Source organism: Oryzomicrobium sp., assembly GCF_036820405.1.
Classification (GTDB): domain Bacteria; phylum Pseudomonadota; class Gammaproteobacteria; order Burkholderiales; family Rhodocyclaceae; genus Oryzomicrobium.
In genome coordinates this window covers 81518-105892 of sequence record NZ_DAISLS010000009.1, presented here as the reverse complement: position 1 = coordinate 105892, position 24375 = coordinate 81518, and the positions used below count along the sequence as shown (strand labels likewise).

18 protein-coding genes are annotated in these 24375 nt (G+C 69.8%); 9 read left to right on the top strand and 9 right to left on the bottom strand.

From position 1 onward, the window contains the following. Nucleotides 1–40: 40 nt before the first annotated feature. Nucleotides 41–568, bottom strand: a complete 528-nt coding sequence (locus V7Z98_RS10125) for an NUDIX domain-containing protein (RefSeq protein WP_293265500.1) — start codon at nucleotides 566–568, stop codon at nucleotides 41–43. 422 nt (nucleotides 569–990) lie between these two features. Here V7Z98_RS10125 and V7Z98_RS10120 point away from each other — a divergent pair, with 422 nt between their 5' ends. Beyond that, the gene (locus tag V7Z98_RS10120) at nucleotides 991–1326 is read left to right on the top strand and encodes an STAS domain-containing protein (protein WP_293265498.1); all 336 of its coding nucleotides are present in this window, start codon (nucleotides 991–993) and stop codon (nucleotides 1324–1326) included. Nucleotides 1327–1356: 30 nt separating this feature from the next. Here the strand turns inward: V7Z98_RS10120 and V7Z98_RS10115 are convergent, their stop codons facing one another. Then, nucleotides 1357–1695 (bottom strand): hypothetical protein, encoded by a 339-nt coding sequence (locus tag V7Z98_RS10115; protein WP_334157862.1) that lies wholly within the window; start codon nucleotides 1693–1695, stop codon nucleotides 1357–1359. After that, the gene (gene alaS / locus V7Z98_RS10110) at nucleotides 1695–4313 is read right to left on the bottom strand and encodes an alanine--tRNA ligase (RefSeq protein ID WP_293265494.1); all 2619 of its coding nucleotides are present in this window, start codon (nucleotides 4311–4313) and stop codon (nucleotides 1695–1697) included. The genes V7Z98_RS10115 and alaS overlap by 1 nt, the downstream gene beginning before the upstream one ends. A 207-nt stretch (nucleotides 4314–4520) precedes the next feature. On the opposite strand from alaS, the gene murI reads away from it, so the two are divergent. The 4 genes from murI (at nucleotide 4521) to V7Z98_RS10090 (ending at nucleotide 8229) form a co-directional block, all read left to right on the top strand. Beyond that, nucleotides 4521–5405, top strand: coding sequence for a glutamate racemase (murI, locus tag V7Z98_RS10105; protein WP_334157861.1), 885 nt, complete (start codon nucleotides 4521–4523; stop codon nucleotides 5403–5405). 109 nt (nucleotides 5406–5514) lie between these two features. Further along, the gene (locus tag V7Z98_RS10100; RefSeq protein WP_293265490.1) at nucleotides 5515–6777 is read left to right on the top strand and encodes an extracellular solute-binding protein; all 1263 of its coding nucleotides are present in this window, start codon (nucleotides 5515–5517) and stop codon (nucleotides 6775–6777) included. A 7-nt stretch (nucleotides 6778–6784) separates the two neighbouring features. Beyond that, nucleotides 6785–7723 carry a glycerophosphodiester phosphodiesterase gene (gene ugpQ, locus V7Z98_RS10095; RefSeq protein WP_334157860.1) on the top strand — a complete coding sequence of 313 codons (939 nt, stop codon included), beginning with the start codon at nucleotides 6785–6787 and terminating at the stop codon, nucleotides 7721–7723. 86 nt (nucleotides 7724–7809) lie between these two features. Continuing rightward, nucleotides 7810–8229, top strand: coding sequence for a hypothetical protein (locus tag V7Z98_RS10090; protein WP_334157859.1), 420 nt, complete (start codon nucleotides 7810–7812; stop codon nucleotides 8227–8229). A 134-nt stretch (nucleotides 8230–8363) separates the two neighbouring features. Here V7Z98_RS10090 and V7Z98_RS10085 read toward each other — a convergent pair whose 3' ends face one another. Next, nucleotides 8364–9422, bottom strand: coding sequence for an aldo/keto reductase (locus V7Z98_RS10085; protein ID WP_442951829.1), 1059 nt, complete (start codon nucleotides 9420–9422; stop codon nucleotides 8364–8366). A 117-nt stretch (nucleotides 9423–9539) separates the two neighbouring features. On the opposite strand from V7Z98_RS10085, the gene rlmM reads away from it, so the two are divergent. The 4 genes from rlmM (at nucleotide 9540) to V7Z98_RS10065 (ending at nucleotide 18123) form a co-directional block, all read left to right on the top strand. Continuing rightward, on the top strand, nucleotides 9540–11438 hold the full coding sequence (gene rlmM / locus V7Z98_RS10080; protein WP_334157858.1) for a 23S rRNA (cytidine(2498)-2'-O)-methyltransferase RlmM: 1899 nt from the start codon (nucleotides 9540–9542) through the stop codon (nucleotides 11436–11438). 50 nt (nucleotides 11439–11488) lie between these two features. Beyond that, a complete protein-coding gene (locus V7Z98_RS10075; RefSeq protein ID WP_293265482.1) occupies nucleotides 11489–12802 on the top strand; it encodes a hemolysin family protein in 1314 nt (437 codons plus the stop codon). 90 nt (nucleotides 12803–12892) lie between these two features. Beyond that, on the top strand, nucleotides 12893–14422 hold the full coding sequence (locus V7Z98_RS10070; protein ID WP_293265480.1) for a DEAD/DEAH box helicase: 1530 nt from the start codon (nucleotides 12893–12895) through the stop codon (nucleotides 14420–14422). A 308-nt stretch (nucleotides 14423–14730) separates the two neighbouring features. Then, nucleotides 14731–18123, top strand: a complete 3393-nt coding sequence (locus tag V7Z98_RS10065) for an EAL domain-containing protein (protein ID WP_334157857.1) — start codon at nucleotides 14731–14733, stop codon at nucleotides 18121–18123. Between the two features lie 151 nt (nucleotides 18124–18274). Here V7Z98_RS10065 and V7Z98_RS10060 read toward each other — a convergent pair whose 3' ends face one another. The 5 genes from V7Z98_RS10060 to V7Z98_RS10040 form a co-directional block, all read right to left on the bottom strand. After that, nucleotides 18275–19087 (bottom strand): PP2C family protein-serine/threonine phosphatase, encoded by an 813-nt coding sequence (locus V7Z98_RS10060; RefSeq protein WP_293265476.1) that lies wholly within the window; start codon nucleotides 19085–19087, stop codon nucleotides 18275–18277. A 238-nt stretch (nucleotides 19088–19325) separates the two neighbouring features. Then, complete coding sequence (glcF, locus tag V7Z98_RS10055) at nucleotides 19326–20594, bottom strand: glycolate oxidase subunit GlcF (RefSeq protein ID WP_334157856.1); 1269 nt, start codon at nucleotides 20592–20594, stop codon at nucleotides 19326–19328. A 42-nt stretch (nucleotides 20595–20636) separates the two neighbouring features. After that, the gene (gene glcE / locus V7Z98_RS10050) at nucleotides 20637–21776 is read right to left on the bottom strand and encodes a glycolate oxidase subunit GlcE (RefSeq protein WP_334157855.1); all 1140 of its coding nucleotides are present in this window, start codon (nucleotides 21774–21776) and stop codon (nucleotides 20637–20639) included. A gap of 32 nt (nucleotides 21777–21808) precedes the next feature. After that, the gene (locus V7Z98_RS10045) at nucleotides 21809–23344 is read right to left on the bottom strand and encodes an FAD-linked oxidase C-terminal domain-containing protein (RefSeq protein WP_334157854.1); all 1536 of its coding nucleotides are present in this window, start codon (nucleotides 23342–23344) and stop codon (nucleotides 21809–21811) included. Nucleotides 23345–23406: 62 nt separating this feature from the next. Next, entirely contained in the window at nucleotides 23407–24195 is a 789-nt protein-coding gene (locus tag V7Z98_RS10040) for a FadR/GntR family transcriptional regulator (RefSeq protein WP_334157853.1), read from the bottom strand. Between the last annotated feature and the right edge of the window lie 180 nt (nucleotides 24196–24375).

The following is a 24375-nucleotide window of genomic DNA, read 5'->3' as shown; positions in this document are numbered from 1 at the left end:
CCGGCCTGTCGCGGCCAGCCCTTCCCCGCGCTCTCTTCCCTCAGCCGGTGCGGCGACGCAGCCAGTCGGCCACCGCCAGGCCGGTGCCGAATTCCCAAGGTTGCAGACGGTTCGGCGGTACCAGGCGGATTTCCGCCAGTTCCTCGTTGAGCGCGATCTCTCCCTCCGCCGGCACGTAATAGGCGATCAGCAGTTCGTTCTTGCGCGAAAACGGATAGAGGCCGATCAGTTCGGCCCCGGTGGCGGTCAAGGACAACTCTTCTGCCACCTCCCGGCACACCGCGTCGTGGGGCGCTTCGTCCCGTTCGAGAAAGCCGGTGATCAGGCCGAATTTGCCCTCGGGCCAGGCCTGGTTGCGCGCCAGGACGATCTGCCCCTGCCACTCCACCAGGGCCGCCACCACCGGTACCGGGTTGCCCCAGAACACATAGTCGCAGGCGGTGCACACCGCCCGCTCGTGACCGCCGATCTCGGCGCTGGCCAGGGGCGCCCGACAGCGCGGGCAATAGCGGTGCAGGGGATCGAGAACGGCAAGCGGCAGGGAAGGATTGGCGGCAGGCTGGGACATGGCGCGGCGGGAGCAAAGACGAAAGGCCACAGCATAGGGCCTCGGCGCAAGCGCCGCCACCGTGCTTGTGCAACGCGCCGCACACACCACGCCAGGAGGCGGCCTTCTTGCCGCACGCCCGCCGCCGCCTCGCTACACCATGGGCCACCCCTGGCCCGATAAAGCCGAAGCGACCGTTCGGCAGCCACCCCGGCTGGCGTACCCGTTCATCTTGGCCCACTGCCCCCCCGCGCATCGGGCGATGCGCCGAAGGCCACGCGCCCTCGGACGTTTCCGCACAGCCCATGTAAGCGCTTCCCGACGACAAGATCAGCCGCCGCACCGCCGACATTCAGCTATCGCCGACGGCGAGGGATGCACACTTTGGCTGTAATGGGTGTGCAGCCACCCGGATCGGAGTGGCCCCCGAAAAAGAGAGCATCATGGTCATCTTCTACCAAACCTCGGAAAGCGAAGGCGGTGTGACCCGGCTGACGTGCCACGGGGAGTTTCACAGCAACTCCAGGATCGACCGGCTGCGGCTCCACACGCTGTGCTCGGCCGCCAACGTTGAGTTGGACTTGCGCCAGGTCGAGCCCATCGACCCCGCCGGCGTCCAGTTCCTGCTCCTGCTGCTCCACCACGCCCGGGTCGAACGGCGCCGGCTGGTCATCCTCGGCATCGGCCCGCACCTGTTCGAGTTATTTGGCCTGCTGGGCCAGCGCCTGGGCCGCCCCGCCCGCGCCCGGGCGGTCCCCGTCATGAAAAACCGGCCTTGAAGGCCGGTTTTTCATGACTTCCTTACTGGCTTACTTGCGCCCCAGGCTGCCCCGGTTGTAGTCCGGATCGCCAGGCATGATGGTGCGGCCGACGCCGAACACGCCGCCCTGGGCCGCCACCGGCCGGGTGTGGTTTTCCGGGAACTGGTCGGCCACCGTCTTGGCGGCCTTGGCCTTGTCCGCATCCACGTATTCCCAACGGCCGTTGGGCAGCAGGCGCACCGGATCGCCGGCGGCGGTGGTGGCCTCGATGGGCGTGCGGTCCAGGGCCTTGGCCGGAACACCAGCACTGGCGCCACTTTCCGCGGCATGGGCCGAGAACGCCGCGACCAGCGCGGCGCCCAGGGCAAGGACCTTGGAAAGGCGCATCACAGCTTGCCTTCGACCCAGGCGGCCACGGAAGCCAGGGCCGCCGGCAGGTTTTCAGGCTGGGTGCCGCCGGCCTGGGCCATGTCCGGCCGGCCGCCGCCCTTGCCGCCCACCTGCTGGGCCACCTGATTGACCAGCTCACCGGCCTTGACCTTGCCGGTGAGGTCGGCGGTGACGCCGGCGATCAGGGTGACCTTGCCGTCGGCCACGGAGGCCAGGACGATGGCGGCGGACTTGAGCTTGTCCTTGAGCTTGTCCATAGTCTCGCGCAGGGCGGTGACGTCGGCCCCGTCCAGGGTGGCGGCCAGCACCTTGGCACCCTTGACGTCGGCCGCCTGGTCCGCCAGATCGTCGCCCTGGCTGGAGGCGAGCTTGGACTTGAGCTTGGCCAGCTCCTTTTCCAGGGCCTTAACGTTGTCGAGCACCTGGGCGATCTTGGCCGGCAGTTCAGAAGCGGGGGCCTTGAAGGCGCCAGCGGCTTCGCTGATCAGGGCCTGCTGCTGCTGCACCAGGGCCAGGGCGTTGTCGCCGGTGACGGCTTCGACGCGGCGCACCCCAGCAGCCACGCCAGATTCGGAGACGATCTTGAACAGGCCGATGTCGCCGGTGCGGGTGACGTGGGTGCCGCCGCACAATTCCTTGGAAGAACCGATGGTCAGCACCCGCACCTCGTCGCCGTACTTCTCGCCGAAGAGCATCATGGCGCCGGTCTTCTGGGCGTCCTCGATGGCCATCACCGAGGCGTCGGTGGCGGCGTTGGCCAGGATCTCGGCGTTGACGATGGCTTCGACGCGACGGATTTCCTCGGCGGTCATCGGCGCGTTGTGCACGAAGTCGAAGCGGGTCTTGTCCGGATCGACCTGGGAACCCTTCTGCTGCACGTGGTCGCCCAGCACTTCGCGCAGGGCCTTGTGCATCAGGTGGGTGGCGGAGTGGTTGCGCACGGTGCGGGCGCGGGCCACGGTATCGACCCGGGCGGTGACGGCATCGCCGACCTTGAGGGTGCCGGTGGTGACCACGCCGTGGTGGCCGAACACGGTGGCCTGGATCTTCTGGGTGTCTTCCACGGCGAACAGGCCGGCGCCCTTGATCTCGCCCCGGTCGCCCACCTGGCCGCCAGACTCGGCGTAGAACGGGGTGTGGTCGAGCACCACCACACCCAGGTCGCCCTCGTACAGTTCGCCGACCGGGGCGCCGTCCTTGTACAGGGCCAGCACGGTGCCCTTGGCTTCCAGGCTGTCGTAGCCGTGGAAGGTGGTGGGGGCGCCTTCGTATTCCAGGTTGGCGGCCATCTTGAACTTGCCGGCGGCCCGGGCCTGCTCCTTCTGCCGGGTCATGGCGGCGTCGAAGGCGGCCTCGTCCACGGTCACGCCGCGCTCGCGGCAGACGTCGGCGGTCAGGTCCAGGGGGAAGCCGTAGGTGTCGTGCAGCTTGAAGGCGGTCTCGCCGTCGAACACCTTGGTGCCGGCGGCGTCCATGGCGGCCAGGTCGGCCTCCAGAATGGCCATGCCGTGCTCGATGGTGGTGAAGAAGCGCTCCTCTTCCTGCTTGAGCACCTCCATGACGCGGGCCTGGTTAGCCTTCAGGTCCGGGTAGGCTTCGCCCATCTCGGCCACCAGGTCCGGCACCATCTTGTGGAAGAAGGCGGCCCGGGCGCCCAGCTTGTAGCCGTGGCGGATGGCGCGGCGGATGATGCGGCGCAGGACGTAGCCGCGGCCCTCGTTGCCCGGGATGACGCCGTCGGAGACGAGGAAGGAACAGGCGCGGATGTGGTCGGCCAGCACCTTGAGGGACGGGCTGTCCAGGTCGGCGCCGGAGGTTTCCCGGGCGGCGGCGGCGATCAGCTTCTGGAACAGGTCGATCTCGTAGTTGCTATGCACGCCCTGGAGCACGGCGGAGATGCGCTCCAGGCCCATGCCGGTGTCTACCGAGGGCTTGGGCAGCTTGTGCATGACGCCGGCTTCGTCCCGGTTGTACTGCATGAAGACGTTGTTCCAGATCTCGATGTAGCGGTCGCCGTCTTCCTCCGGGCTTCCCGGGGGGCCGCCCCAGATGTGCTCGCCGTGGTCGTAGAAGATCTCGGTGCAGGGGCCGCAGGGGCCGGTATCGCCCATCATCCAGAAGTTGTCGGAGGCGTAGCGGGCGCCCTTGTTGTCGCCGATGCGGATCACCCGCTCGGCCGGCACGCCCACTTCCTTGGTCCAGATGTCGTAGGCTTCGTCGTCCTCGGCGTACACCGTCACCCACAGCTTCTCGGTGGGCAGCTTGAACACCTGGGTGAGCAGTTCCCAGGCGTAGCTGATGGCGTCGCGCTTGAAGTAGTCGCCGAAGGAAAAGTTGCCCAGCATCTCGAAGAAGGTGTGGTGCCGGGCGGTGTAGCCGACGTTCTCTAGATCGTTGTGCTTGCCGCCGGCGCGCACGCATTTCTGCGCCGTGGTGGCCCGGGTATAGGGGCGCTTGTCGAAGCCGAGGAAGACGTCCTTGAACTGGTTCATCCCCGCGTTGGTGAACAGCAGGGTCGGGTCCTCATGGGGAACCAGGGACGAGGAGGCCACGATCTGGTGGCCCTTGCTCGCAAAGAATTCCAGGTACTTGCGGCGGATTTCGGCGGTATTCATGGTGGTCGGAAACTTCCGTCGCCGCGCCCGGCAACGGCCGGACGGGCAAAATTGGGCGGATTGGCTAAAGGCGGAATATTACCAAACGGGGGTATCATGGCGGCCTTTTTATCGCTTTTTCCCAGGGTTTACGCCCGCTTCGGCTCCCCGCCGGCCCCGTTTGCGGAGCCGCGTTGCGAAGCCGTCCCGCCGCCCCCGTCGTCCGCCATGGCCTCCCCCACCGCCCACCGCTCCAGCCCCCTGCCCTCCCTCATTCCCCCGGAAGTGGCCGAGGTGGCGCGGCGCTGCCCGATCGGCGTGTTCGACTCCGGCATCGGCGGCCTGACCGTGGTGCGGGCGCTGATGGAGCGGCTGCCCCTGGAAAACATCGTCTATTTCGGCGACACCGCCCGGGTGCCCTACGGGGTCAAGTCGGTGGCCACCATCGAGCAGTTCACCGGCCAGATCGTCGACTTCCTCCTCAAGCACGAAGTGAAGATGCTGATCGTCGCCTGCAACACCATGGCGGCAGTGGCCTCCCACGTGGTGCGGGCCCGGGCCGAAGCCGCCGGCCACCTGCCGGTGCTCGACGTGATCGAGGCCGGCGCCCGGGCGGCGGCCGCCGCCACCCGCGACAACGCGGTGGGGGTGATCGGCACCCCGACCACGGTCAACAGCAACGCCTACGCCCGCCACCTGCACGCCCTCAACCCGGGGTTGCGCGTCTATTCCCAGGCCTGCCCCCTTTTCGTGCCCCTGGTGGAAGAAGGCTGGCTCGACCACCCGGTCACCCGCCTCACCGCCCAGGAATACCTGAAGCCGGTGCTGGCCGAGAACGTGGACACCCTGGTGCTGGGCTGCACCCACTACCCGCTGCTCAAACCCCTGCTCGCCGACGTGGCCGGCCCGGACGTGACCCTGGTGGATTCGGCGGTGACCACCGCCGAGCAGGCCGCCCGGCTGCTCCAGGAAATGGGCCTGGCCAACCCGGGCGACCCGGCCAGCCCGGCCTCCTACCGCTACTTCGTCACCGACGTGCCGCTGCGCTTCACCACCATCGGCGAGCGCTTCCTCGGCCGCAGCCTGGGCCGGGTCGAAACCGTCGCCTGGTAGACCCCGGCACCGGTCTGCGGCACCCGCATCGGCGCAGGGCGGCAAGCGCCTCCCCCCTCGGCGGCCGGCGGCGTTAGAATCGCCGCTCCCTCTCAGCCGTGAGTCCGTCATGCCGCACTTTAGCCGTACCCTGGCCGCCGCCGCCCTGCTGGGCTGCCTCGCCGCCCCGGCCCTCGCCGTCACCGACATTCCCCTCTCCCACCAGCTCGACGAGGCCCGCGCCAGCCGCCTCCAGGAAGTGGTGGACCGCTTCAACGCCAGCCAGAAGGACTACCACGTGGTCACCGTACGCCGCGGCGATAGCGACGCCCCGACGGTGCTCAACCTGGCCGTATCCGAGGACATCTCCCTGTTCTCCGCCAACCGCGGCAGCTTCCGCCCCATCGTGGACGTGATGAAGGAAGCCAAGGAGCGCATGGACACCAGCAGCTTCCTGGCCGACTACCGGGGCCCCCTCACCGAGGGCAACAAGCTGATGGCCCTGCCCGTGGCCTTCGCCACCCCGGTGCTGTACTACAACAAGGCCGCCTTCAAGAAGGCCGGCCTGGACCCCGAGAACCCGCCCAAGACCTGGTGGGAAGTGCAGAACGCCGCCGGCAAGCTGGTCGATGCCGGCGCCTCCTGCGCCTACACCACCTCCTGGCCGGCCTGGGTGCTGATCGAGAACGCCAGCGCCCGCAACGGCGCCCCGGCCGCCACCGCCTCCGGCACCTTCGCCTTCAACGGCCTGGCCCAGGTCAAGCAGATCGCCCTGCTCACCACCTGGTACAAGAGCAAGTACTTCTCCTACTTCGGCCGCCGCGACGAGGCCGACGCCAAGTTCGCCGCCGGCGAGTGCGGCATGCTCACCTCCGGCTCCGACATCTACGCCGCCATCAAGTCCGGCGGCAAGGTGGACGTGGGCGTGGCCCCCATGCCCTACTTCGACGATGCCTACGGCGCGCCCCAGCGCACCCTGGCCGGCGGCGGTTCCCTGTGGATCGGTTCCGGCAAGAAGCCCGTCGAATACAAGGGCGCGGCCAAGTTCATCAGCTTCATCACCGCCCCGGACATGCAGATCGAGCTGGCCAAGGCCGGCGGCTTCCTGCCCCTGTCCGACACCGCCTGGCGCGCCGCCCGCAGCAAGCTGCTCAAGGACGACCTGGTGAACCAGGAAGTGGCCCACGCCACCCTGGCCGCCCGCACCGACAAGTCCGCCATCCCGGCCCGCATCTCCTTCCATCCCCAGGTGCGCCTGATCGTGGAAGAAGAGCTGGAAGCGGTGTGGAAGGAACTGAAGACCCCGAAGGAAGCCCTGGACACCGCCGTGGCCCGGGCCAACGCGGTGGTACACGGCCTGCCCAAGGGCAAGCTGGCCATGCTGCTCAAGTAACACGGCCATGAACGGGGACGCCTCTTCTCCCGGCGCCCCCCGGGCGGCGGCACCGCAACAGGCCGCCGCCGGTCAGGCTGCTGCGGGCAATGGTCCGCGCCAGCCGGACCCACCCGGTGCAAGCGCCCGCGGCGCCACCCTCGCTTTTCCCACATCCCCCTTTCCCTACCCCCGCCTGATCGCCCACCGGGGCGGCGGCGCCGGCCATCGCGGCACCGCGCCGGAAAACACCCTGGCCGGACTGGCGGCGGCCCACGCCGCCGGCTACCGGGGCGTGGAGGTGGACGTCATGCTGTCCGCCGACGGCGTGGCCTTTCTGCATCACGACGATACCCTGGAGCGCACCACCGACGGTCGCGGCCCGGTGGCCGGCACCCCGGCGGCACAACTGGAACGCCTCGACGCCGGCGCCTGGCGCGGCCCGGCCTTCGCCGGCGAAAGACTGCCCCGGCTCACCGCCGCCCTCGACCACTGCCAGGCCCTGGGCCTGTGGCTCAACCTGGAAATCAAGCCCACCCCGGGCCGGGACGCCGCCACCGCCCAGGCGGTGGCCGACCACCTGGCGGCCCGCTGGCCGGTCCTGGCAGCGCCCGAGGCTGCCCATGCCCTGCCGCCCCTGGTGATCTCGTCCTTTTCCACCGTCGCCCTGGCCGAGATCGCCCGGCGCCTGCCCGCCGCTCCCCGGGCCCTGCTGGCGGAACGTCTGCCACCGGACTGGCGCGACCGGGTGGACGCCCTGGGCTGCGCCGCCCTGCACCTGGACGCGGCCCGCCTGGAAACAGGCGCCCTGGCCGCCCTGCGCGCCGCTGCCCCAGGGCTGGTGCTGGCGGCCTACACGGTGAACGAGCCGACCGCCATGGCCGCCCTGTTTGCCGCCGGCATCGACGCCCTTTTCACCGACCGGATCGACCTCGCCCCGGCGGCCCTGCTCCCACCCGCCCCGTAGCGCGCGTCCGGCCCCCGGCGGGAATGTGGTTTAATCTGCGCCACCGCCCATCGAATCCATCGAATCCATCGAATTCGCCGCCCATCATGGCCAACTCCGTCCCCGTCCGCGCCACCGCCCTCGCCATCTTCCTTGCCGCCCCCCTGCTGCTCACCGGCTGCGACGAGGTGCAAAGCAAGCTCGGCATCGAGGACGCCGCCGCCAAGGCGACGCGGATCGAGAACGAGGGCAAGGCCATCGGCGGCGCCTGCCGTCAGTCCGGCCGGGCGATCGAGGACTGCTACTCCCTCTACCAGTGGGTGCCCAAGGCGGCGGTCTATACCGGCTGGCGCGAGATGGACGCCTACATGCGCGAAAACCAGCTCCAGACAGTGAGCCCCGAACTGCCCCCGGCCCCGGCGCCGGAAGACCCGCGCAAGAAGAAGAAAAAACCCAAGCCGCCGGTGGACAGCGACAGCGCCGATAGCACCAAGGCAGCGGACGCCACGGCCGACGCGGCCAAGTAAGCCCACGCCCAGCGGCCCACGAAAAACGGCCCGGCGGACTCACGTCCGGCCGGGCCGTTTCGTTTCCGGTGGAGCGGCGCCACGGGCCAGGGCGGCCCGAACAAGGCCGAACAAGACCCGATCAGGGAGCCGGATTAAGGTGCCGGATTAGGGTGGCGCAGGTGGATGGCGTCGATCTTGTCCAGCACCTCGGGTGCCAGGTCGATATTCCAGGCCGACAGGTTCTCGTCGAGCTGGGCCAGGGTGGTGGCGCCGATGATGGTGCTGGTCACCGACCAGCGCCGGTAGCACCAGGCCAGGGCCAGTTGGGCCGGGGTGACGCCAGCGTCCCGGGCCAGGGCGACGTACTCGGTCACCACCGCCTCAAGGCCGGGCTTGCTGTAGCGCTGCCCGAAGCCGGCAAAGCGGGTGATCCGGCCTTCGGCCTGGGGGTTGGCCAGGTACTTGCCGGACAGATGGCCGAAGGCCAGGGGCGAATAGGCCAGCAGCCCCACGTTCTCCCGGTGGCAAACCTCGGCCAGGGTCAGGTCGTAGGTGCGGTTGACCAGGCTGTAGGCGTTCTGGATCGAGACGATGCGCGGCAAGCCCGACTCCCTGGCCAGCCGGGTGAATTCCATGACGCCCCAGGGGTGCTCGTTGGACACGCCGACGTGGCGAATCTTGCCCGCCTTGACCAGTTCGGCCAGGGCCTCCAGGGTTTCGGCGATGGGGGTGATGATGCCGTCGCCTTCGTCCGCCGGGGCGTACTGCCAGCCACCGAACATGGGCTGGCGGCGGGCCGGCCAGTGCAACTGGTAGAGGTCGATGTAGTCGGTTTGCAGGCGCTTCAGGGAACCGTCCACGGCCGCATTCAGGTCGGCCTTGCCGAAGCCCTTGGGGCCGCCCCGAATCCATTCCAGGGTGCGGCCCGGGCCGGCGGCCTTGGTGGCCAGCACGATCTTGCTGCGGTCCTGGCGCTTGAGCCAGTTGCCGACGATGGTCTCGGTGGCGCCGTAGGTCTCGGCCCGGGGCGGCACCGCGTACATCTCGGCGGTGTCGATGAAGTTGATGCCGGCGGCCAGGGCCCGGTCGAGCTGGGCGTGGCCGTCGGCCTCGCTGTTCTGCTGGCCAAAGGTCATGGTGCCCAGGCACACGGCGGACACGTTCAGGTCGCTGGTGCCGAGGCGGCGGTAGGCCATGGGGGAAACGCTCATGGGGAATACTCCTAATGCTCTCGTTCTTGTCGGGGCAAGGCGGCGCGACGGCGGGCCAAAGGCCGGCGATCAAGGGCCGTCACCATGCCGCCCGAAACAATACGCTATCCTAGCCGGATGACCGAATTCACCGCTTCCCCTGCTTCCTCCGGCCCAGCCGGGCGCCCCAACGGGGCCGGCGCCGCCTTCACCCCCCAGTTCGCCCAGGTGCTGCTCTACTGCCGCCCCGGCTTCGAGAACGAGTGCGCCGCCGAGATCAGCGACGCCGCCACCGGCCTCAACGTGGCCGGCTACTGCCGGGCCAAGCCCGATTCCGGCTACGTGCTGTTCGTCCCCGCCGACCCGGCCGACATGCGCGTGCTGCGCCGCGGCCTGCGTTTTGCCGACCTGGTCTTTCCGCGCCAGCTGCTGTTCGCCGGCGAGATCGTCGCCGACCTGCCGGTGACCGACCGGGCCGGGCCGCTCGCCGCCGCCGCCAGCGTGCTGGCGCCGCGCTTTTCCGACCTGCTGCTGGAAACCGCCGACACCAACGAGGCCAAGGAACTCTCCACCTTCCTGCACAAGTTCGAAAAACCCTTCGCCAAGACCCTGCGCGACTGCGGCCTGCTCGGCGACGGCGACGAGGCCCTGGCCAAACCCCGCGCCAGTAAAGGGTTTCCGGGCAATGCCTCCGAAACGCCGCGCCAGGAGCCGATCTACGAAGGCCCGGCCATGAAATTCACGGCCGACGCGCCTTCCCCGCTGCCCCGCCCCGAAGGCGCCGGCCAGCGTGGCGTCCGGCTGCACGTCTTCTTCCTCTCGTCGTCGGCGGCCATCTGCGCCATCTCCGACGCCGGCAACCGCTCCGACTGGCACCTGGGCATCCCGCGCCTGCGCATGCCCAAGGACGCCCCGTCCCGCTCCACCCTCAAGCTCGCCGAAGCCTTCCTCGCCTTCGATCTGGAGGACCAGCTGCGCCCCGGCCAGACCGCGGTGGACCTGGGCGCCGCGCCGGGAGGCTGGACCTACCAGCTGGTGCGCCGCGGCATCCACGTCACCGCCGTGGACAACGGCCCCATGGACAAGGCCCTGCTCGGCTTCGAGATGGTCGAGCACCTGCGCGAGGACGGCCTCAAGTACCGGCCCAAGCGTCCGGTGGACTGGCTGGTGTGCGACATGGTGGAAAGCCCGTCGCGCATCGCCCGGGTGATCGCCGACTGGCTGGCCGAGGGCAAGGCCGCCGCCGCCGTGTTCAACCTCAAGCTGCCGATGAAGCGCCGCTACGACGAGCTGGAAACCTGCCGCGCCCTGATCGAAACCCGCCTCGACGAGGCCGGCTTCACCTACACCCTGGCGGCTCGGCAGCTCTATCACGACCGGGAGGAAGTGACCGTCTTCGTGCGCGCCGAGCCCCCCGTCGGCGGCATCCGCCCGGCGGAGAAAAAGCCGGAAAAGAAAGCGGAGAAGAAACCGGCCAAAGCCAGGGCCGAACACCCGGCCCGCGCCCCCGAGGCCGCCCCGGCAGCCGCCGACTACGCGGCCTTCTCCGCCGCCCCGCGCGCCGCCAAGGCAGGCAAGTCCGCCGGCCAGAGCGCCGGCAAGGGCGCCGCCGCCCCCCGGGCCCGCAACTACTTCAGCGACGCCGACGACAGCGCCTTCGACGCCCTGGGCGAATTCTCTGCTTTCACTCCAGGCCGCCCGGCCGGCAACAAGGGTAGCGGCAAGCCGCCCCGCAGCGGCGCCGCCCCGGCCGCCAAGTCCAAGGCCGGCCGTCCCGGCCCGGCGGGCAAGGCTCCATCCCGCCCCGCCGCCGGCAAATCCCCGGCCCGGCCCGGGGCAAAGCCCGCCGCCAAGCCCGCCGCCAAGCCCACCGCCAAGCCCACCACGCAGTCCCCCGCAAAATCCGCCGCCAGATCGGCGGCCAAACCCGCGGGCAAGCCGGCGCCCCGATCCACCCCGAAACCGGGCTCGAAACCCACCGCCCCCCGCCAGGGCGCCGGCAAACCCCGCGCCGCCGCGCCGCGGCGCAAGGGCTGAACCGCCTCGCCCTCGCCCCCGCCCCCGCCCCCATCGCCAATCCCCCGCCCATGCTCGACCACCTGCTCGTCATCTTCGCCCTGATCGCCGCCAGCGCCTTCTTCTCCATGGCGGAGATCGCCCTGGCCGCCTCCCGCCGCCTCAAGCTGCAACAGCTGGTGGACGTCCCGGGCCCCCAGGGCGAGCGGGCAGCCCGGGTGTTGCAGTTGCAGGCCGAGCCGGGCTACTTCTTCACCGTGGTGCAGATCGGCGTGAACGCGGTGGCCATCCTGGGCGGCATCGTCGGCGAGGGAGCCTTTTCCCCGGCCTTCGCCCAGGCCCTGGCCTGGGTGCTGCCGGCGGAGCAGGCGGCCACCGCCGGCTTCGTGCTGTCCTTCGCCCTGGTCACCTCCCTCTTCATCCTGTTCGCCGACCTGGTGCCCAAGCGCCTGGCGATGATCGCCCCGGAGACGGTGGCCCTGCGCATCGTCGGGCCCATGGGCTTCTTCCTCGCCCTGTTCCGCCCCCTGGTGTGGCTGTTCGGCGGCCTGGCCGCCCTGCTCTTCCGCGTCTTCAACCTACCCGCCGCCCGCCGCGACGACATCACCCCGGACGACATCGTCGCCCTGGCCTCCGCCGGTGCCCAGGCCGGGGTGCTGGACAAGGAGGAGCACGCCCTGATCGAGAACGTCTTCGAACTGGAATCGCGCACCGTGCCGTCGTCCATGACGCCCCGGGAGAGCGTGGCGTTCTTCACCTTGCAGGAATCGGAAGCCAGCGTGCGCGAGAAGATCGCCGCCCACCCCCACGGCAAGTACCCGGTGTGCGACGGTGGCATCGACCGGGTGATCGGCTACGTGGACGGCAAGGACCTGCTGGTGCGCGCCCTCAACGGCCAGCCCCTGGCCTTGAAGAGCGAGCCCCTGCTCAAGACCGTGCTGATCATCCCCGACACCCTGACCCTGTCCGAGGTGCTCAAGCGCTTCAAGGCCGCCGGCGAGGACTTCGCCCTGATCGTGAACGAGTACGCCCTGGTGGTGGGCCTGATCACCCTGGAGGACGTGATCAGCACGGTCATGGGGGACCTGATCAGCCCCCTGGACGAGGAGCAGATCGTGCGCCGCGACGCCGATTCCTGGCTGATCGACGGCATCGCCCCGGTGGACGACGTGATGCGCGCCCTGGGCATCGACGAGTTTCCGGACACCGAGCACTACGAGACCATCGCCGGGTTCATGATGTACACCCTGCGCAAGATTCCCCGCCGCACCGACACGGTGACCCACGCCGGCTTCAAGTTCGAAGTGGTGGACATCGACAACTACCGCATCGACCAACTCCTGGTCACCCGCCTGCCGGCCCAGGCTGCCCCGGACGGGCATTGACAAAACGGAAAATCGCCGCAGCGGCCCGGCGGGGCATGTATAATAGTCGCCCTATGTTTCTGATCCCATTCGATTTCCGGAGTCCCGCCCATGCGCTTTGACGAGCTGGGCCTGGCCCCCGAACTGCTGAAAGCCGTTGCCGAGCAAGGCTACGAGAACCCCACCCCGATTCAGGCCGAGGCCATTCCCCTGGTGATCCAGGGCAAGGATCTCAAGGCCTGCGCCCAGACCGGCACCGGCAAGACCGCCGCTTTCACCCTGCCGCTGCTGCAGCGCCTGCTGCACCACTCCAGCCCGAGCGCCTCCCCGGCGCGGCACCCGGTGCGCGCCCTGATCCTGGCCCCGACCCGGGAACTGGCCATCCAGGTCCATGAGAACCTGACCGGCTACGCCAAGCACACCCACTTCCGCACCCTGTGCGTGTACGGCGGCACCGACATCAAGCCTCAGATCGCCGCCCTGCGCACCGGCATCGAGTTCCTCGTCGCCACCCCGGGCCGCTTCCTCGATCTGGTCGAGCAGAAGGCCGTCAGCCTGCACGCCGTCGAAGCCCTGGTCCTTGACGAAGCCGACCGCATGCTCGACATGGGCTTCATCCCGGACGTGCAGCGCATCATCAACCTGCTGCCCAAGACCCGCCAGGGCCTGCTCTTCTCGGCCACCTTCAGCACCGAGATCCAGAAGCTGGCCGACACCATGCTGCGCAACCCGGTGATGGTCGAAGTCGCCAAGCGCAACGCGGTGTCCGACACCATCACCCACCGGGTCTACCCGGTGGGCGAATACCGCAAACTGGCCCTGCTCACCCGCCTGCTCAAGAACGGCGAGGTCACCCAGGCCATCGTCTTCACCCGCACCAAGCTGATGTGCTCCCGGCTGGCCCGGGAACTGGTGCGGGCCGGCCTCAAGGCCGAATCGATCCACGGCGACAAGAGCCAGTCCGAGCGCATCAAGGCCCTGGACGCCTTCAAGGCCGGCGAGATCCAGGCCCTGGTGGCCACCGACGTGGCCGCCCGGGGCATCGACATCGAAGACCTGCCCTTCGTGGTCAACTACGAGTTGCCCCACGTCCCCGAGGACTACGTGCACCGCATCGGCCGCACCGGCCGGGCCGGCAAGCAGGGCAACGCCATCTCCCTGGTGAGCACCGACGAAGCCGGCTACCTGGTGGAAATCGAAAAGTTGATCAAGCGCCCGGTCGAACAGATCATCGTCCCCGGCTTCGAGCCCGACGCCGACTGGGAATACCCGCCCACCGGCAAGAAGCGGCGCAGCGAATCGCGCACCGATCCCCGCCCCCCGCGGGAGTCCGAAGGCCGTCGCGACAGCCATGGCCGAAGCGACAGCCGGGAACGCAGCCATCACGGCGAACGGAGCGAACGTCCCGACCGCGGCGAGCGGCGCGAGCGCCGCCCGGCCCCGGCAACGCGTCTGGGCACCGTCGCCGCCGACGGCTTCGACTTCAACAAGCCCTACGAGGCCAAGGCCGCCATTCCCCACGTGCCCAACGAGGGCCACGTCACCGACGACCACGGCCAGCCCCAGGGGCAGAAACCGGACCTGCGCAAGCCGCGCCGCCCGGTGGCCGCCCTCCTCGGCGGCCTGGGGCGCAAGGCCTGACGCCCCCTCTCGGCGCCTCCCCAGCAAAACCCGTCTTCGGACGGGTTTTTGCTTTTTGGCCGCCCCGGAAATACCTCGCGGCCCACACATCCCGGCGTGCCAGAAATGAGGCTAGGCCGAACCAGAAGCGCAAAACCCGCCATCTTAATGACATAAAAAATAAAGAACTTCGGGCAGAACTTACTGCCTGACAATGGGTTAACACAAAACGACAACGCCAATGCCATGAGGCATCGGCATCGGATCGAGCAAAGGAAATCCCGAGCCAAACCGGCATCGTTCGCATACCAGCCTCCGGAAACCCTGTCGTGACTCCACGTACCAGCTTTCATGCCAAGGTGTTGACCGCCTTCAGCGCGGCGACCCTGGTCGTCGCCGCCCTGTGTCTGGCGGACTGGAAACTCGCCTACGACGCCCGCGATGCCGTGCGCTGGGTGGAACACACCCAGGAAATCCGCAGTGCCCTGGCGGAAATCCGGGCCGAATCCCTGGCCATCGAACTCAGCACCCAGAATTTCCGGATCACCGGCAATCCGCTCCATCTGGCCGAACGCAACGACGCCATCGCCAAGCGCAAGGAGGCCCTGGAGCAGATTCACCGGGGAACGGCCGACAACCCCCTCCAGCAGGAACGCTGGCGCGCCCTGAACGAAGTGGTGGAGCAGCGCCTGGCGATTTCCCGGCAGATCGAAATCCTGCGCCAGCGGGACGACACCGAAGCCGCCAACACCTACGCGGCCCAGGCGCCCCTGAAGGAAACCCGGGAGCGCATGTACCAGCTCATCGCCGCCATGGCGGACGAGGAAAATCGGCTCCTCGCCCAGCGCGACGCGACCCGCCTGCGTACCGGCACCTTCCTGACCACCATCGGCGCCCTCACCGCCATCGCCCTTTTCATCCTGCTGGCCGGCAGCTACATGCTGATCCGCCTTCAGCTCCAGCTTGCTGAGAGCCAGCGGCAGGCCTTGGCCGAGAGCGAGCAGAGCCTGGCCACAACCCTGCATTCGATCGGCGATGCGGTCCTGGCCACCGACGCGCAAGGCCGCATCACGCGCATGAATCCGGTTGCCGAACGGCTCACCGGCTGGCGCCTGGCCGAGGCCCTTGGGCGCAAGGTGGAGGAGGTCTTCCGCATCATCCACGAACGGACCCGGGAGCCCGCCGAGATACCGGTGATCCAGGTGCTGGCCAGCGGCGAGGTGCGAGGGCTGGCCAGCCACACCGCCCTGATCGCCCGGGACGGCCGGGAATGCCCCATCGCCGACAGCGCCGCCCCGATCCGGGACGGGGACGGCAAAATCCACGGCGTGGTGCTGGTGTTCCGCGATGAAACCACGGAACGCCGGGCCCAGTTCATGATCCAGGAGCAGAACGTGCTGCTCGAACAGCGGGTGCGCGAGCGCACCGAACAGCTCAACGAAAGCGAGGACCGGCTGCGCAACGTGATCAACAACGTCCCCGCCCTGATCGCCTTCGTCGACACCCAGCAGCGCTACGTCTATGTAAACAACCAGTACCGGCAGAACTTTGCCCCCGAGCACACCGACATCACCGGCCGCACGGTGCGCGACATCCTCGGGGAGCGCTACGCCACGGCCGCCCCCCGCATCGAACTGGCCCTCCAGGGCCACTCCCAGACCTACGACTGGGAGCCCTTCCCGGGCATCTGGCAGGTGATCAACTACGCTCCCCAGCGCGACGCCCAGGGGCAGGTGGTCGGCTATTACGTGCTCGGCACCGACATCACCGAGCGCAAGCAGGCCGAAGCCGTGATCCAGGACCTGAACACCGAACTGGCCCGCCACGTGCACCAGCTGGAACACGTGAGCCGGGCCCTGCGCACCCTGAGCGCCGGCAACCGGGCCATGCTGCGGGCTACCGACGAGCAGGCCCTGCTCGACAGCATGTGCGCCGCCATCGTCGATGCCGGCGGCTACGACACGGCGGTGGTCTGGTACTGCCTCGACGACATGGCCAAATCCCTGCTCCCCATGGCCCAGAGCGGCTACCCCGGCGGCCTGACCGCCCTGGACGGCCTCGGCAGCACCTGGGCCGACGACGACTATGGTCACGGCGCCGTCGCCACCGCCGTGCGCAGCGGCACGTCCCGGCACGTGGGCAACATCCCCGCCGATCCGGGCTATGCCCCCTGGCAGGAGCACCTCAGCCGCTATGCCTCGACCCTGGCCTGCCCCCTGCGGGTCGGCCACCAGGTGATCGGCGCCCTGGCCATCTACGACACCGAAGTGGATGCCTTCGGCCCGGACGAAATCCAGCTGCTCGGCGAGTCGGCCGACGACCTGGCCTTCGGCATCGCCACCCTGCGGGCGCGGGTGGAGCAGCAGCAGAACCAGGAGACGGTGCATCGCCTGAGCCACTACGACACTCTCACCGGCCTGCCCAACGAAACCCACTTTTCCGAAGCCCTCAATGCCGCCCTGGACACCGGCCAGCGCCTGCAACGCCCCTTCGCCATGTTCCAGGCCAACATCGAGCGGCTAAGCGAGATCAACGACGCCCTCGGCTTCGCCCAGGGCGACCAGCTGCTGTGCGAATTCGCCAGCCGGCTGCGGACCGCGGTCCCCCAGCCCAACACCGTGGCTCGCCTGCGCGGCGACGAATTTTCCGCCCTGCTCCCCGACGCCGGCGCCGGGGAAGCCCTGGCCATGGTGTTGCGCCTGGAAGAGGCCCTGGCCCGCCCCTTCCGCATCGCCGACATCGGGCTGGAGATCACCACCCAGATCGGCATCGTCCTCTACCCGGAGCACGGAACCAGCACCCACGACCTGTACCGCAACATGGACATCGCGGTGCACCAGGCCAAGAAGGATGGCGCCCCCCACCGGGTATTCATCCCCGAACCCTCGCCCGAGCGCTCCCGCCGCCTCACCATCGCCAGCGAGCTGCGACGCGCCATCGAGGGCGGCGACCTGCGCCTTTACCTGCACCCCAAGGTGGACATGACCACCGGCCGGATCAGCGGCGCCGAGGGGCTGGTGCGCTGGCAACATGCCCAGCGCGGCCTGATCCCCCCGGGAGAATTCATCGGGCTGGCCGAGAACACGGGCCTGATCCGCCCCCTGACCGAATGGGTGATCGAAACCGCCATGCTGCTGCTGCGGGACTGGCAGGGCCAGGGTTGCGCCCTGCCCATCGCGGTCAACCTGTCGGCCCGCAACCTGCGCGACGACAACCTGCTGGAACGGATACGCCGTCTCCAGGCCGACTTGGGCGTGGCCCCGGGCCTGTTCGAGATGGAGCTCACCGAGAGCACGGTGATGGAGGACGCCGAGTTCGCCCTGCGGGTACTGCACGGCCTGCGCGACACCGGCATTCCCCTGTACATCGACGACTTCGGCACCGGCTATTCGTCCCTCGCCTACTTGCAGAAACTGCCGGTGGACTACATCAAGATCGACCAGTCCTTCGTGCGCGGCATGGACAGCAAGGACTGCGCCTGCATCGTCCGGTCCACCATCGACATGGTCCACGACCTGGGCCGCAAGGCCGTGGCCGAAGGCATCGAAACGCGGGAAAGCTGGGACCAGCTGGCCCGGCTGGGCTGCGACTACGCCCAGGGCTACTTCATCGCCCGGCCGATGCCCGCCGAAGAATTTCCCGCCTGGGTCGAGGCGTTCCGCCCGCCGGCCGATTCTCCCCAGGAACACGCCCCGGCGGGACGCCAGACGACGCTCCATTGACACCGGCAGGCACCATCAGCGCTTCGGCGCCCGACCCACTGCCAACAAAAAAGCCGGGAGCATGCCTCCCGGCTTTTTCTATGGCGCGGCCCGCCGCTGTCCTGCTTGTCCCACTTGTCTCGCCTAGTGACCGCCCCGCCCGCCGGCCCGCTCAGGCCGGGGTGACCGGCGCATTGCCCAGCGGCCGGCGCACCGGCGGCGGCACGGGCTTGACGGCGGGCATTTCCTCCAGCCGCACCAGGGCCAGGGACAGGTTGTCGCCCTCGCCACGGCCGCGGCTGCGCGCCCGGCGCATCAACTCGCCCGCCGCGTCCCGGGCCGACTGGGCAGCGATGATGCCGCCCATCTCGGCCTCGCCGAAGTAGCCCCACAGGCCGTCGGAACAGATCAGGAAGGCGTCCCCCGCCGCCAGGGACTCGCAGCTGCCCACGTCCACCATGGGCGCCTCGCGGCCCCCCAGGGCGGTGAGCAGCACGTTGCGGTTGGGGTGGAAGGAGGCTTCTTCCTCGCTGATGGTGCCGTCCCGCACCAGCCGGCCCACGTAGGAATGGTCGTCGGTGCGCTGGCGCAGCTCGCTGCCGCTGAACCAGTAGAGGCGGGAATCGCCGCAATGGGCCCAGGTGGCCCGGGTCGGTTCGAGCAGCAGCAGCACCCCGGTGCTGTGGGGGTCCTTCTCGTTGATGAAGCGGCCGGCCCGGATCAGGGTGTGGGCCTCGTCGAGGATGGTGCGCAGCAATTCCTCGGGCGTCTCTTCGCTGGGGGCGTAGCCCTCCAGGCACTGGCGGGCGGTGTGCACCACCTGCTCGGCGGCCAGGGCGCCGCCCTCGTGCCCGCCCATGCCGTCGGCCACCACCGCCAGGACCACCCCGCGCAGGCGCGGATGGGGCACCAGGGCCACCCGGTCCTGTTGCTCGTGGCGGTCGCCGATGTGCTGGGAGACGCAGACGTCTAACTGCAAGGGCATGGTCGGCGCGAAGGAGAGGAAGGCGGAGGAAGGAAGAAGGTTTGTGACCGATTTCTGACTAGCATAGCACGCTTCACCGCCGCCCCTCCCCCGCTTCCCGCCCGCTTCCCCCTACCCCGCCCCGGGGCGAAACTCCGCGCCAGTATTGGCTTTCCGGCCACCCCCCGGATTCCGCCCGGCATGTTTTCCCGGGCAGCCGGGGCGTACCGCCGCCTTCCCGGCCGTCAGCCTGCGCCGGTCATACCTCGCCCAGGCGCTCGTCGAGCAGTTCGATCCAGTGCCGCACCGGGGTGGCGGTGCCGGCCGCCAGATGGTTGAGGCAGCCGATGTTGGCGGTGACGATCGCTCCCGGATTGCCCGCCTCCAGGGCCGCCAACTTGTTGCTGCGCAGCTGGAGGGACAGTTCCGGTTGGGTCAGGGAATAGGTGCCGGCGGAACCGCAGCACAGGTGGCCGTCGGCCACCGGGGTGAGCGCGTAACCGGCGGCGGCGAGCAGCCGTTCCACCACGCCGCGAATCTTCTGCCCGTGCTGGAGGGTGCAGGGGGAATGGAAGGCCACTCTGGCCGGGGCCGCGGCAGCGCTCCCCGCGTCCCCGCCGTGCGCCTTGGCCAGGGCGGCGGCAATGGCCGCCTCCTCGCCGGCCACCACTTCGGCCACGTCCCGGGCCAGGGCGCTGACCCGGGCGGCCCGCTCGGCGTAGGCCGGGTCGTGGCGCAGCAGGTGGCCGTATTCCTTGACCTGGGCGCTACAGGCCGAGGCCGTCACCAGAATGGCCTCGGCGCCGGCCTCCACCGCCGGCCACCAGGCGTCGATGTTGGCGCGCATGTCGTCCAGGCCGCTGTCCTGGTCGTTCAGGTGGTAGCGCAAGGCGCCGCAGCAACCGGCCTTCTTCTCGCCCTCGCGGACGATGGCGATACCCACCCGGTCGAGCACCCGGGCAGCGGCGGCGTTGATGTTGGGGGCCAGGCCGGGCTGGACGCAGCCTTCGAGCAGGATCACCCGGCGGGCATGGCACTCCGGCGCCGGGCGGGCCTTGGCCGGTGCCGGGGGGCGCAGCTTCTCGGCCAGGGCCACGGGCAGGAAGGGCCGGGCCAGCCGGCCGGCCTTGAGCACCGCCTCGAAGGCCGCCCGGTTGGGCAGCACGGTGCGCAGCGCCCGGTAGAGCAGGCGCTGGCCGGCGGGGCGCGGCACCCGGGCTTCGACCACGCCGCGGCCGATGTCGAGCAGCCGGTGGTACTGGACCCCGGAGGGGCAGGTGGTTTCGCAGGAACGGCAGGTCAGGCAGCGGTCCAGGTGCAGGCGGGTCTTTTCCGTCACCTCCTGGCCTTCGAGCACCTGCTTGATCAGGTAGATGCGCCCCCGGGGCCCGTCCAGCTCATCGCCGAGGAGTTGGTAGGTGGGGCAGGTGGCGGTGCAAAAGCCGCAGTGCACGCACTTGCGCAGGATGGTGTCGGCCTCCCGGCCTTCCGGGGTGTCGCGGATGAAATCGGCGAGTTGGGTCTGCATGGCGGATGTCTCGTCAGGGCGTTCGGGTCGTCGGGCGCGGGCTTAGAAGTCGGGGTAGAGGCGCCCCGGGCCGAAGACGCCCTTGGGGTCGAACTCGCGCTTGAGGTTGCGGTTGAGCGCCGCCATGGCCGGGGACAGGGGCTGGAAGGCCCCGCCGGCGCGGACCTTGGCCTCGTCGCCGGCCCGGTACAGGGTGGCGTGGCCCCCGGCGGCCAGGACGGCGGCACGCACCTTGTCGGCGGGCAGATCGGCGGCCAGCCAGCGCAGGGCTCCGCCCCACTCCACCAGGGTTTCCCCGGGCAGGTCCAGGGGCTGGGCCGTGGAGGGCACCGACAGGCGCCACAGGGGGGTTCCCGCTGCGCCGGCCGACGCGAAGAAGGCGTGAGTCTGATCGCGCAGGGCCTGCCACAGGGCGCGCCCGGCCCCGTCGTCCACCGCCTCGCCGCCGAGCACGGCCCGGGCGGCGGCCACCGCCGCCTCGGCGCCGGAGAGGCGCACCCACAGGGCGCCGCCGTGCCAGGCGGTGGCCGAGATGGGCAGGGGCTGGCCGCCCCAGCGATTGACCCGAACGATGCCCTCGGCCGGGTCGCAGGCAAAGCGCAGGGTGGCCTCGGCCACCGGCACCGGCAGCACCTTCAGGGACACCTCGGCGATCAGCCCCAGGGTGCCCAGGCTGCCGGCCATCACCCGGGAGACGTCGTAGCCGGCCACGTTCTTCATCACCTGGCCGCCGAAGGTGAGGATGCGCCCCTGGCCGTCGATGATGCGGGTGCCGAGCACGAAGTCGCGCACCGCGCCGGCCTGGAGGCGGCGCGGCCCGGACAGGCCGGCGGCGACCACGCCGCCGATGGTGGAGGTGGGCGAAAAGCGCGGCGGCTCGAAGGCCAGCATCTGCTGCCGTTCCGCCAGCACCGTCTCGATCTCGGCCAGGGGCGTGCCGGCCCGGGCGGTGATCACCAGCTCGGTGGGTTCGTAGGCGATCACGCCGCGGTAGGCGGCGGTGGACAACACCTCGCCGTGCAGCGGGCCGCCGTAGAAGTTCTTGCTGCCGCCGCCTTCGATGCGCAACGGCGTGCCCGCCTCGGCGGCCTGGCGGATGCGGGCGGCGAAGCCTTCGAGGATGGCGTCGTAGGCCGCGGACGGGGGCGCGGATGGAGTAGCGGGGGTAGCGGTAATGGTCATGGTCGTGTCCGGAATCGGGTCGGTCGGCGGCATCAGAAGCGCGGCAGGTCGGGGAAGGGCATCTGGCCGAAGGAGACGCGCATGCGGCCGTACTCGGCGCAGCGGTGCAGGGTCGGGATGGCCTTGCCCGGGTTGAGCAGGCCGCGCTTGTCGAAGGCCCGCTTCACGGCGAAGAAGAAGTCCCGCTCGTCGCGGTTGAACTGGACGCACATCTGGTTGATCTTCTCGGCCCCCACCCCGTGCTCGCCGGTGATCGAGCCGCCGAATTCCACCGACTTCTCCAGAATTTCGGCGCCGAAGGCCTCGGCCCGCTCCAGCTCCCCCGGCTCGTTGGCGTCGAACATGATCAGGGGGTGCAGGTTGCCGTCGCCGGCGTGGAAGACGTTGGCGCAGCGCAGGCCGTATTTCTGCGACAGGGCGGCGATGGCGGTGAGCATCTCGGCCAGGCGCTTCCTCGGAATGGTGCCGTCCATGCAGTAGTAGTCGGGGGAAATGCGCCCCACGGCGGGAAAGGCGGCCTTGCGCCCGGCCCAGAACTTGAGCCGTTCCTCCTCGCTGCGCGACACGGCCATGGCCCGGGCGCCGCAGCGGTCGAGCACGGCCTTGACCCGGGCGATCTCCTCGGCCACCTCTTCCGGGGTGCCGTCGGATTCGCACAGCAGGATGGCCTCGGCCTCCAGGTCGTAGCCGGCTTGGACGAAGGGTTCCACCGCCAGGGTGGCGGGCTTGTCCATCATTTCCAGGCCGGCCGGGATGATGCCGGCGGCGATGATCGCCGCCACCGCGTCGCCGGCCTTGTTCACGTCGTCGAAGGAAGCCATCACCACCTGGGCCAGCTGGGGCTTGGGGGTGAGGCGCACGGTGACCTCGGTGACCACCGCCAGCATGCCCTCGGAGCCGATCATCAGGGCCAGCAGGTCGTAGCCCGGGGCGTCCAGGGCCGCCGAGCCGAATTCGACGACCTCGCCGCTGATGGTCACACCGCGCACCTTGAGCACGTTGTGCACCGTCAGGCCGTACTTGAGGCAGTGCACCCCGCCGGAGTTCTCGGCCACGTTGCCGCCGATGGTGCAGGCGATCTGGGACGACGGGTCCGGGGCGTAGTACAGCCCCAGGCTGGCGGCGGCCTCCGAGATGGCCAGATTGCGCACCCCGGGCTGGACCACGGCGGTGCGGGATGTGGCATCCATGGACAGGATCTGCTTCATGCGCGCCAGGGACAGCACCACGCCGTGGGCGTGGGGCAAGGCGCCGCCGGACAGGCCGGTGCCGGCGCCCCGGGCTACCACCGGCACCTCCAGCTCGTGGCAGATCGCCAGCACCGCCGCCACCTGGGCTTCGTCGGCGGGCAGGGCCACCGCCATGGGCACCTGGCGGTAGGCCGACAAGCCGTCGCACTCGTAGGGGCGCAGATCCTCGGCCTCCACCATCAGGCTGCCCTCGGGCAGGGCGGCGCCCAGGCGGGCGAACAGGGCGGCGCGGGCCACCGCGTCCCGGGCGAAGTCCCGGTCGGCGCCGGCGTAGTCGGGGGCCGGCCGCAGCGGGGGCGGCGCGTTGTCGTGGCTCATGGATGTCTCCTCCGGATTCGTGTCGTCATGGATTCAAGCGGGCCTGGCTCCGGCAAGCGGCGTCATGGTCCGGACTCCTGGCGCAGGCACGCCGCGGCCAGGTCGCTGGCGATGTCCTCGCCCAGGGCGATGTCGAGGCGGGCGGCGGTGGCCGACAGGTGCTGGAAACTGGCCGCCCGGGCCGCCGCCGGGTCGCCGGTGGCGATGGCGTCATAGATGGCCCGGTGCTCGTCCTGCAAGGCCTGGGTGCGGCCCAGGGCATGCTGTTCCGGGGCCCAGGAGAGGCGCCGGGATTCGGAGAACTGTTTGGACAGGAAGCCCACCAGGTCGCGCATCATGGGGTTGCCGGTGGCGGCGGCCACCGCACCGTGGAAGGCGTCGTCGTCCCGCCCCCCGTCGCCGTGGGCCGCCACCGCGCCGGCCATGCGCCCCAGGGCGGCGGCCATGGCCTTCAGGTCCTTGGGGCGCCGCCGCCGGGCGGCCAGCTCGGCGACGCCGATCTCCACCAGGGTGCGCAATTCGAAGATGTGGGCAAGACGCTCCCGGGCGCCACGCCGGTCCTGGTCGGCGGGCACGTCGAAGGCCAGCCGGCTCGGGGTGTCGGCCACGAACACGCCGGCCCCCTGGCGGGAAATCACCAGCCCGTCGGCCTTCAGGCGGGCCACGGCCTCCCGCACCATGGGACGGGAGACACCGAACTCGGCGCACAGGTCCTTCTCGGTGGGCAGACGGGCCCCGGGGGCCAGGTCGCCGCTACGGATGCGCCCGGCCAGGGCCAGGTGCACCGCCTCGGAGCGGCGGGTGCCGGCGGATTCGGGAGCGGAAAGGGGATCGGGAACGGCGACGGCCATGGATGAGCAACTTGTCTGACAAGTTGCTCATTTCAGCACGTACTTACGATTACGTAAACACCAAAAAGGCCAGAGCCAAGCCCCGCGCCCGGCCACGGATGGGCAGCCCCAGCCGCCCCGCGGGCCCACCGGGGACCGGCGCAACCGCAGTAACCCGACTGCTGGGGTGCGGATCTACAT

Coding starts and splice junctions, on each gene's coding strand:
- V7Z98_RS10125 (WP_293265500.1), bottom strand. CDS start 568: ATGTCCCAGCCTGCCGCCAATCCTTCCCTGCCGCTTGCCGTTCTCGAT.
- V7Z98_RS10120 (WP_293265498.1), top strand. CDS start 991: ATGGTCATCTTCTACCAAACCTCGGAAAGCGAAGGCGGTGTGACCCGG.
- V7Z98_RS10115 (WP_334157862.1), bottom strand. CDS start 1,695: ATGCGCCTTTCCAAGGTCCTTGCCCTGGGCGCCGCGCTGGTCGCGGCG.
- alaS (WP_293265494.1), bottom strand. CDS start 4,313: ATGAATACCGCCGAAATCCGCCGCAAGTACCTGGAATTCTTTGCGAGC.
- murI (WP_334157861.1), top strand. CDS start 4,521: ATGGCCTCCCCCACCGCCCACCGCTCCAGCCCCCTGCCCTCCCTCATT.
- V7Z98_RS10100 (WP_293265490.1), top strand. CDS start 5,515: ATGCCGCACTTTAGCCGTACCCTGGCCGCCGCCGCCCTGCTGGGCTGC.
- ugpQ (WP_334157860.1), top strand. CDS start 6,785: ATGAACGGGGACGCCTCTTCTCCCGGCGCCCCCCGGGCGGCGGCACCG.
- V7Z98_RS10090 (WP_334157859.1), top strand. CDS start 7,810: ATGGCCAACTCCGTCCCCGTCCGCGCCACCGCCCTCGCCATCTTCCTT.
- V7Z98_RS10085 (WP_442951829.1), bottom strand. CDS start 9,422: ATGAGCGTTTCCCCCATGGCCTACCGCCGCCTCGGCACCAGCGACCTG.
- rlmM (WP_334157858.1), top strand. CDS start 9,540: ATGACCGAATTCACCGCTTCCCCTGCTTCCTCCGGCCCAGCCGGGCGC.
- V7Z98_RS10075 (WP_293265482.1), top strand. CDS start 11,489: ATGCTCGACCACCTGCTCGTCATCTTCGCCCTGATCGCCGCCAGCGCC.
- V7Z98_RS10070 (WP_293265480.1), top strand. CDS start 12,893: ATGCGCTTTGACGAGCTGGGCCTGGCCCCCGAACTGCTGAAAGCCGTT.
- V7Z98_RS10060 (WP_293265476.1), bottom strand. CDS start 19,087: ATGCCCTTGCAGTTAGACGTCTGCGTCTCCCAGCACATCGGCGACCGC.
- glcF (WP_334157856.1), bottom strand. CDS start 20,594: ATGCAGACCCAACTCGCCGATTTCATCCGCGACACCCCGGAAGGCCGG.
- glcE (WP_334157855.1), bottom strand. CDS start 21,776: ATGACCATTACCGCTACCCCCGCTACTCCATCCGCGCCCCCGTCCGCG.
- V7Z98_RS10045 (WP_334157854.1), bottom strand. CDS start 23,344: ATGAGCCACGACAACGCGCCGCCCCCGCTGCGGCCGGCCCCCGACTAC.
- V7Z98_RS10040 (WP_334157853.1), bottom strand. CDS start 24,195: ATGGCCGTCGCCGTTCCCGATCCCCTTTCCGCTCCCGAATCCGCCGGC.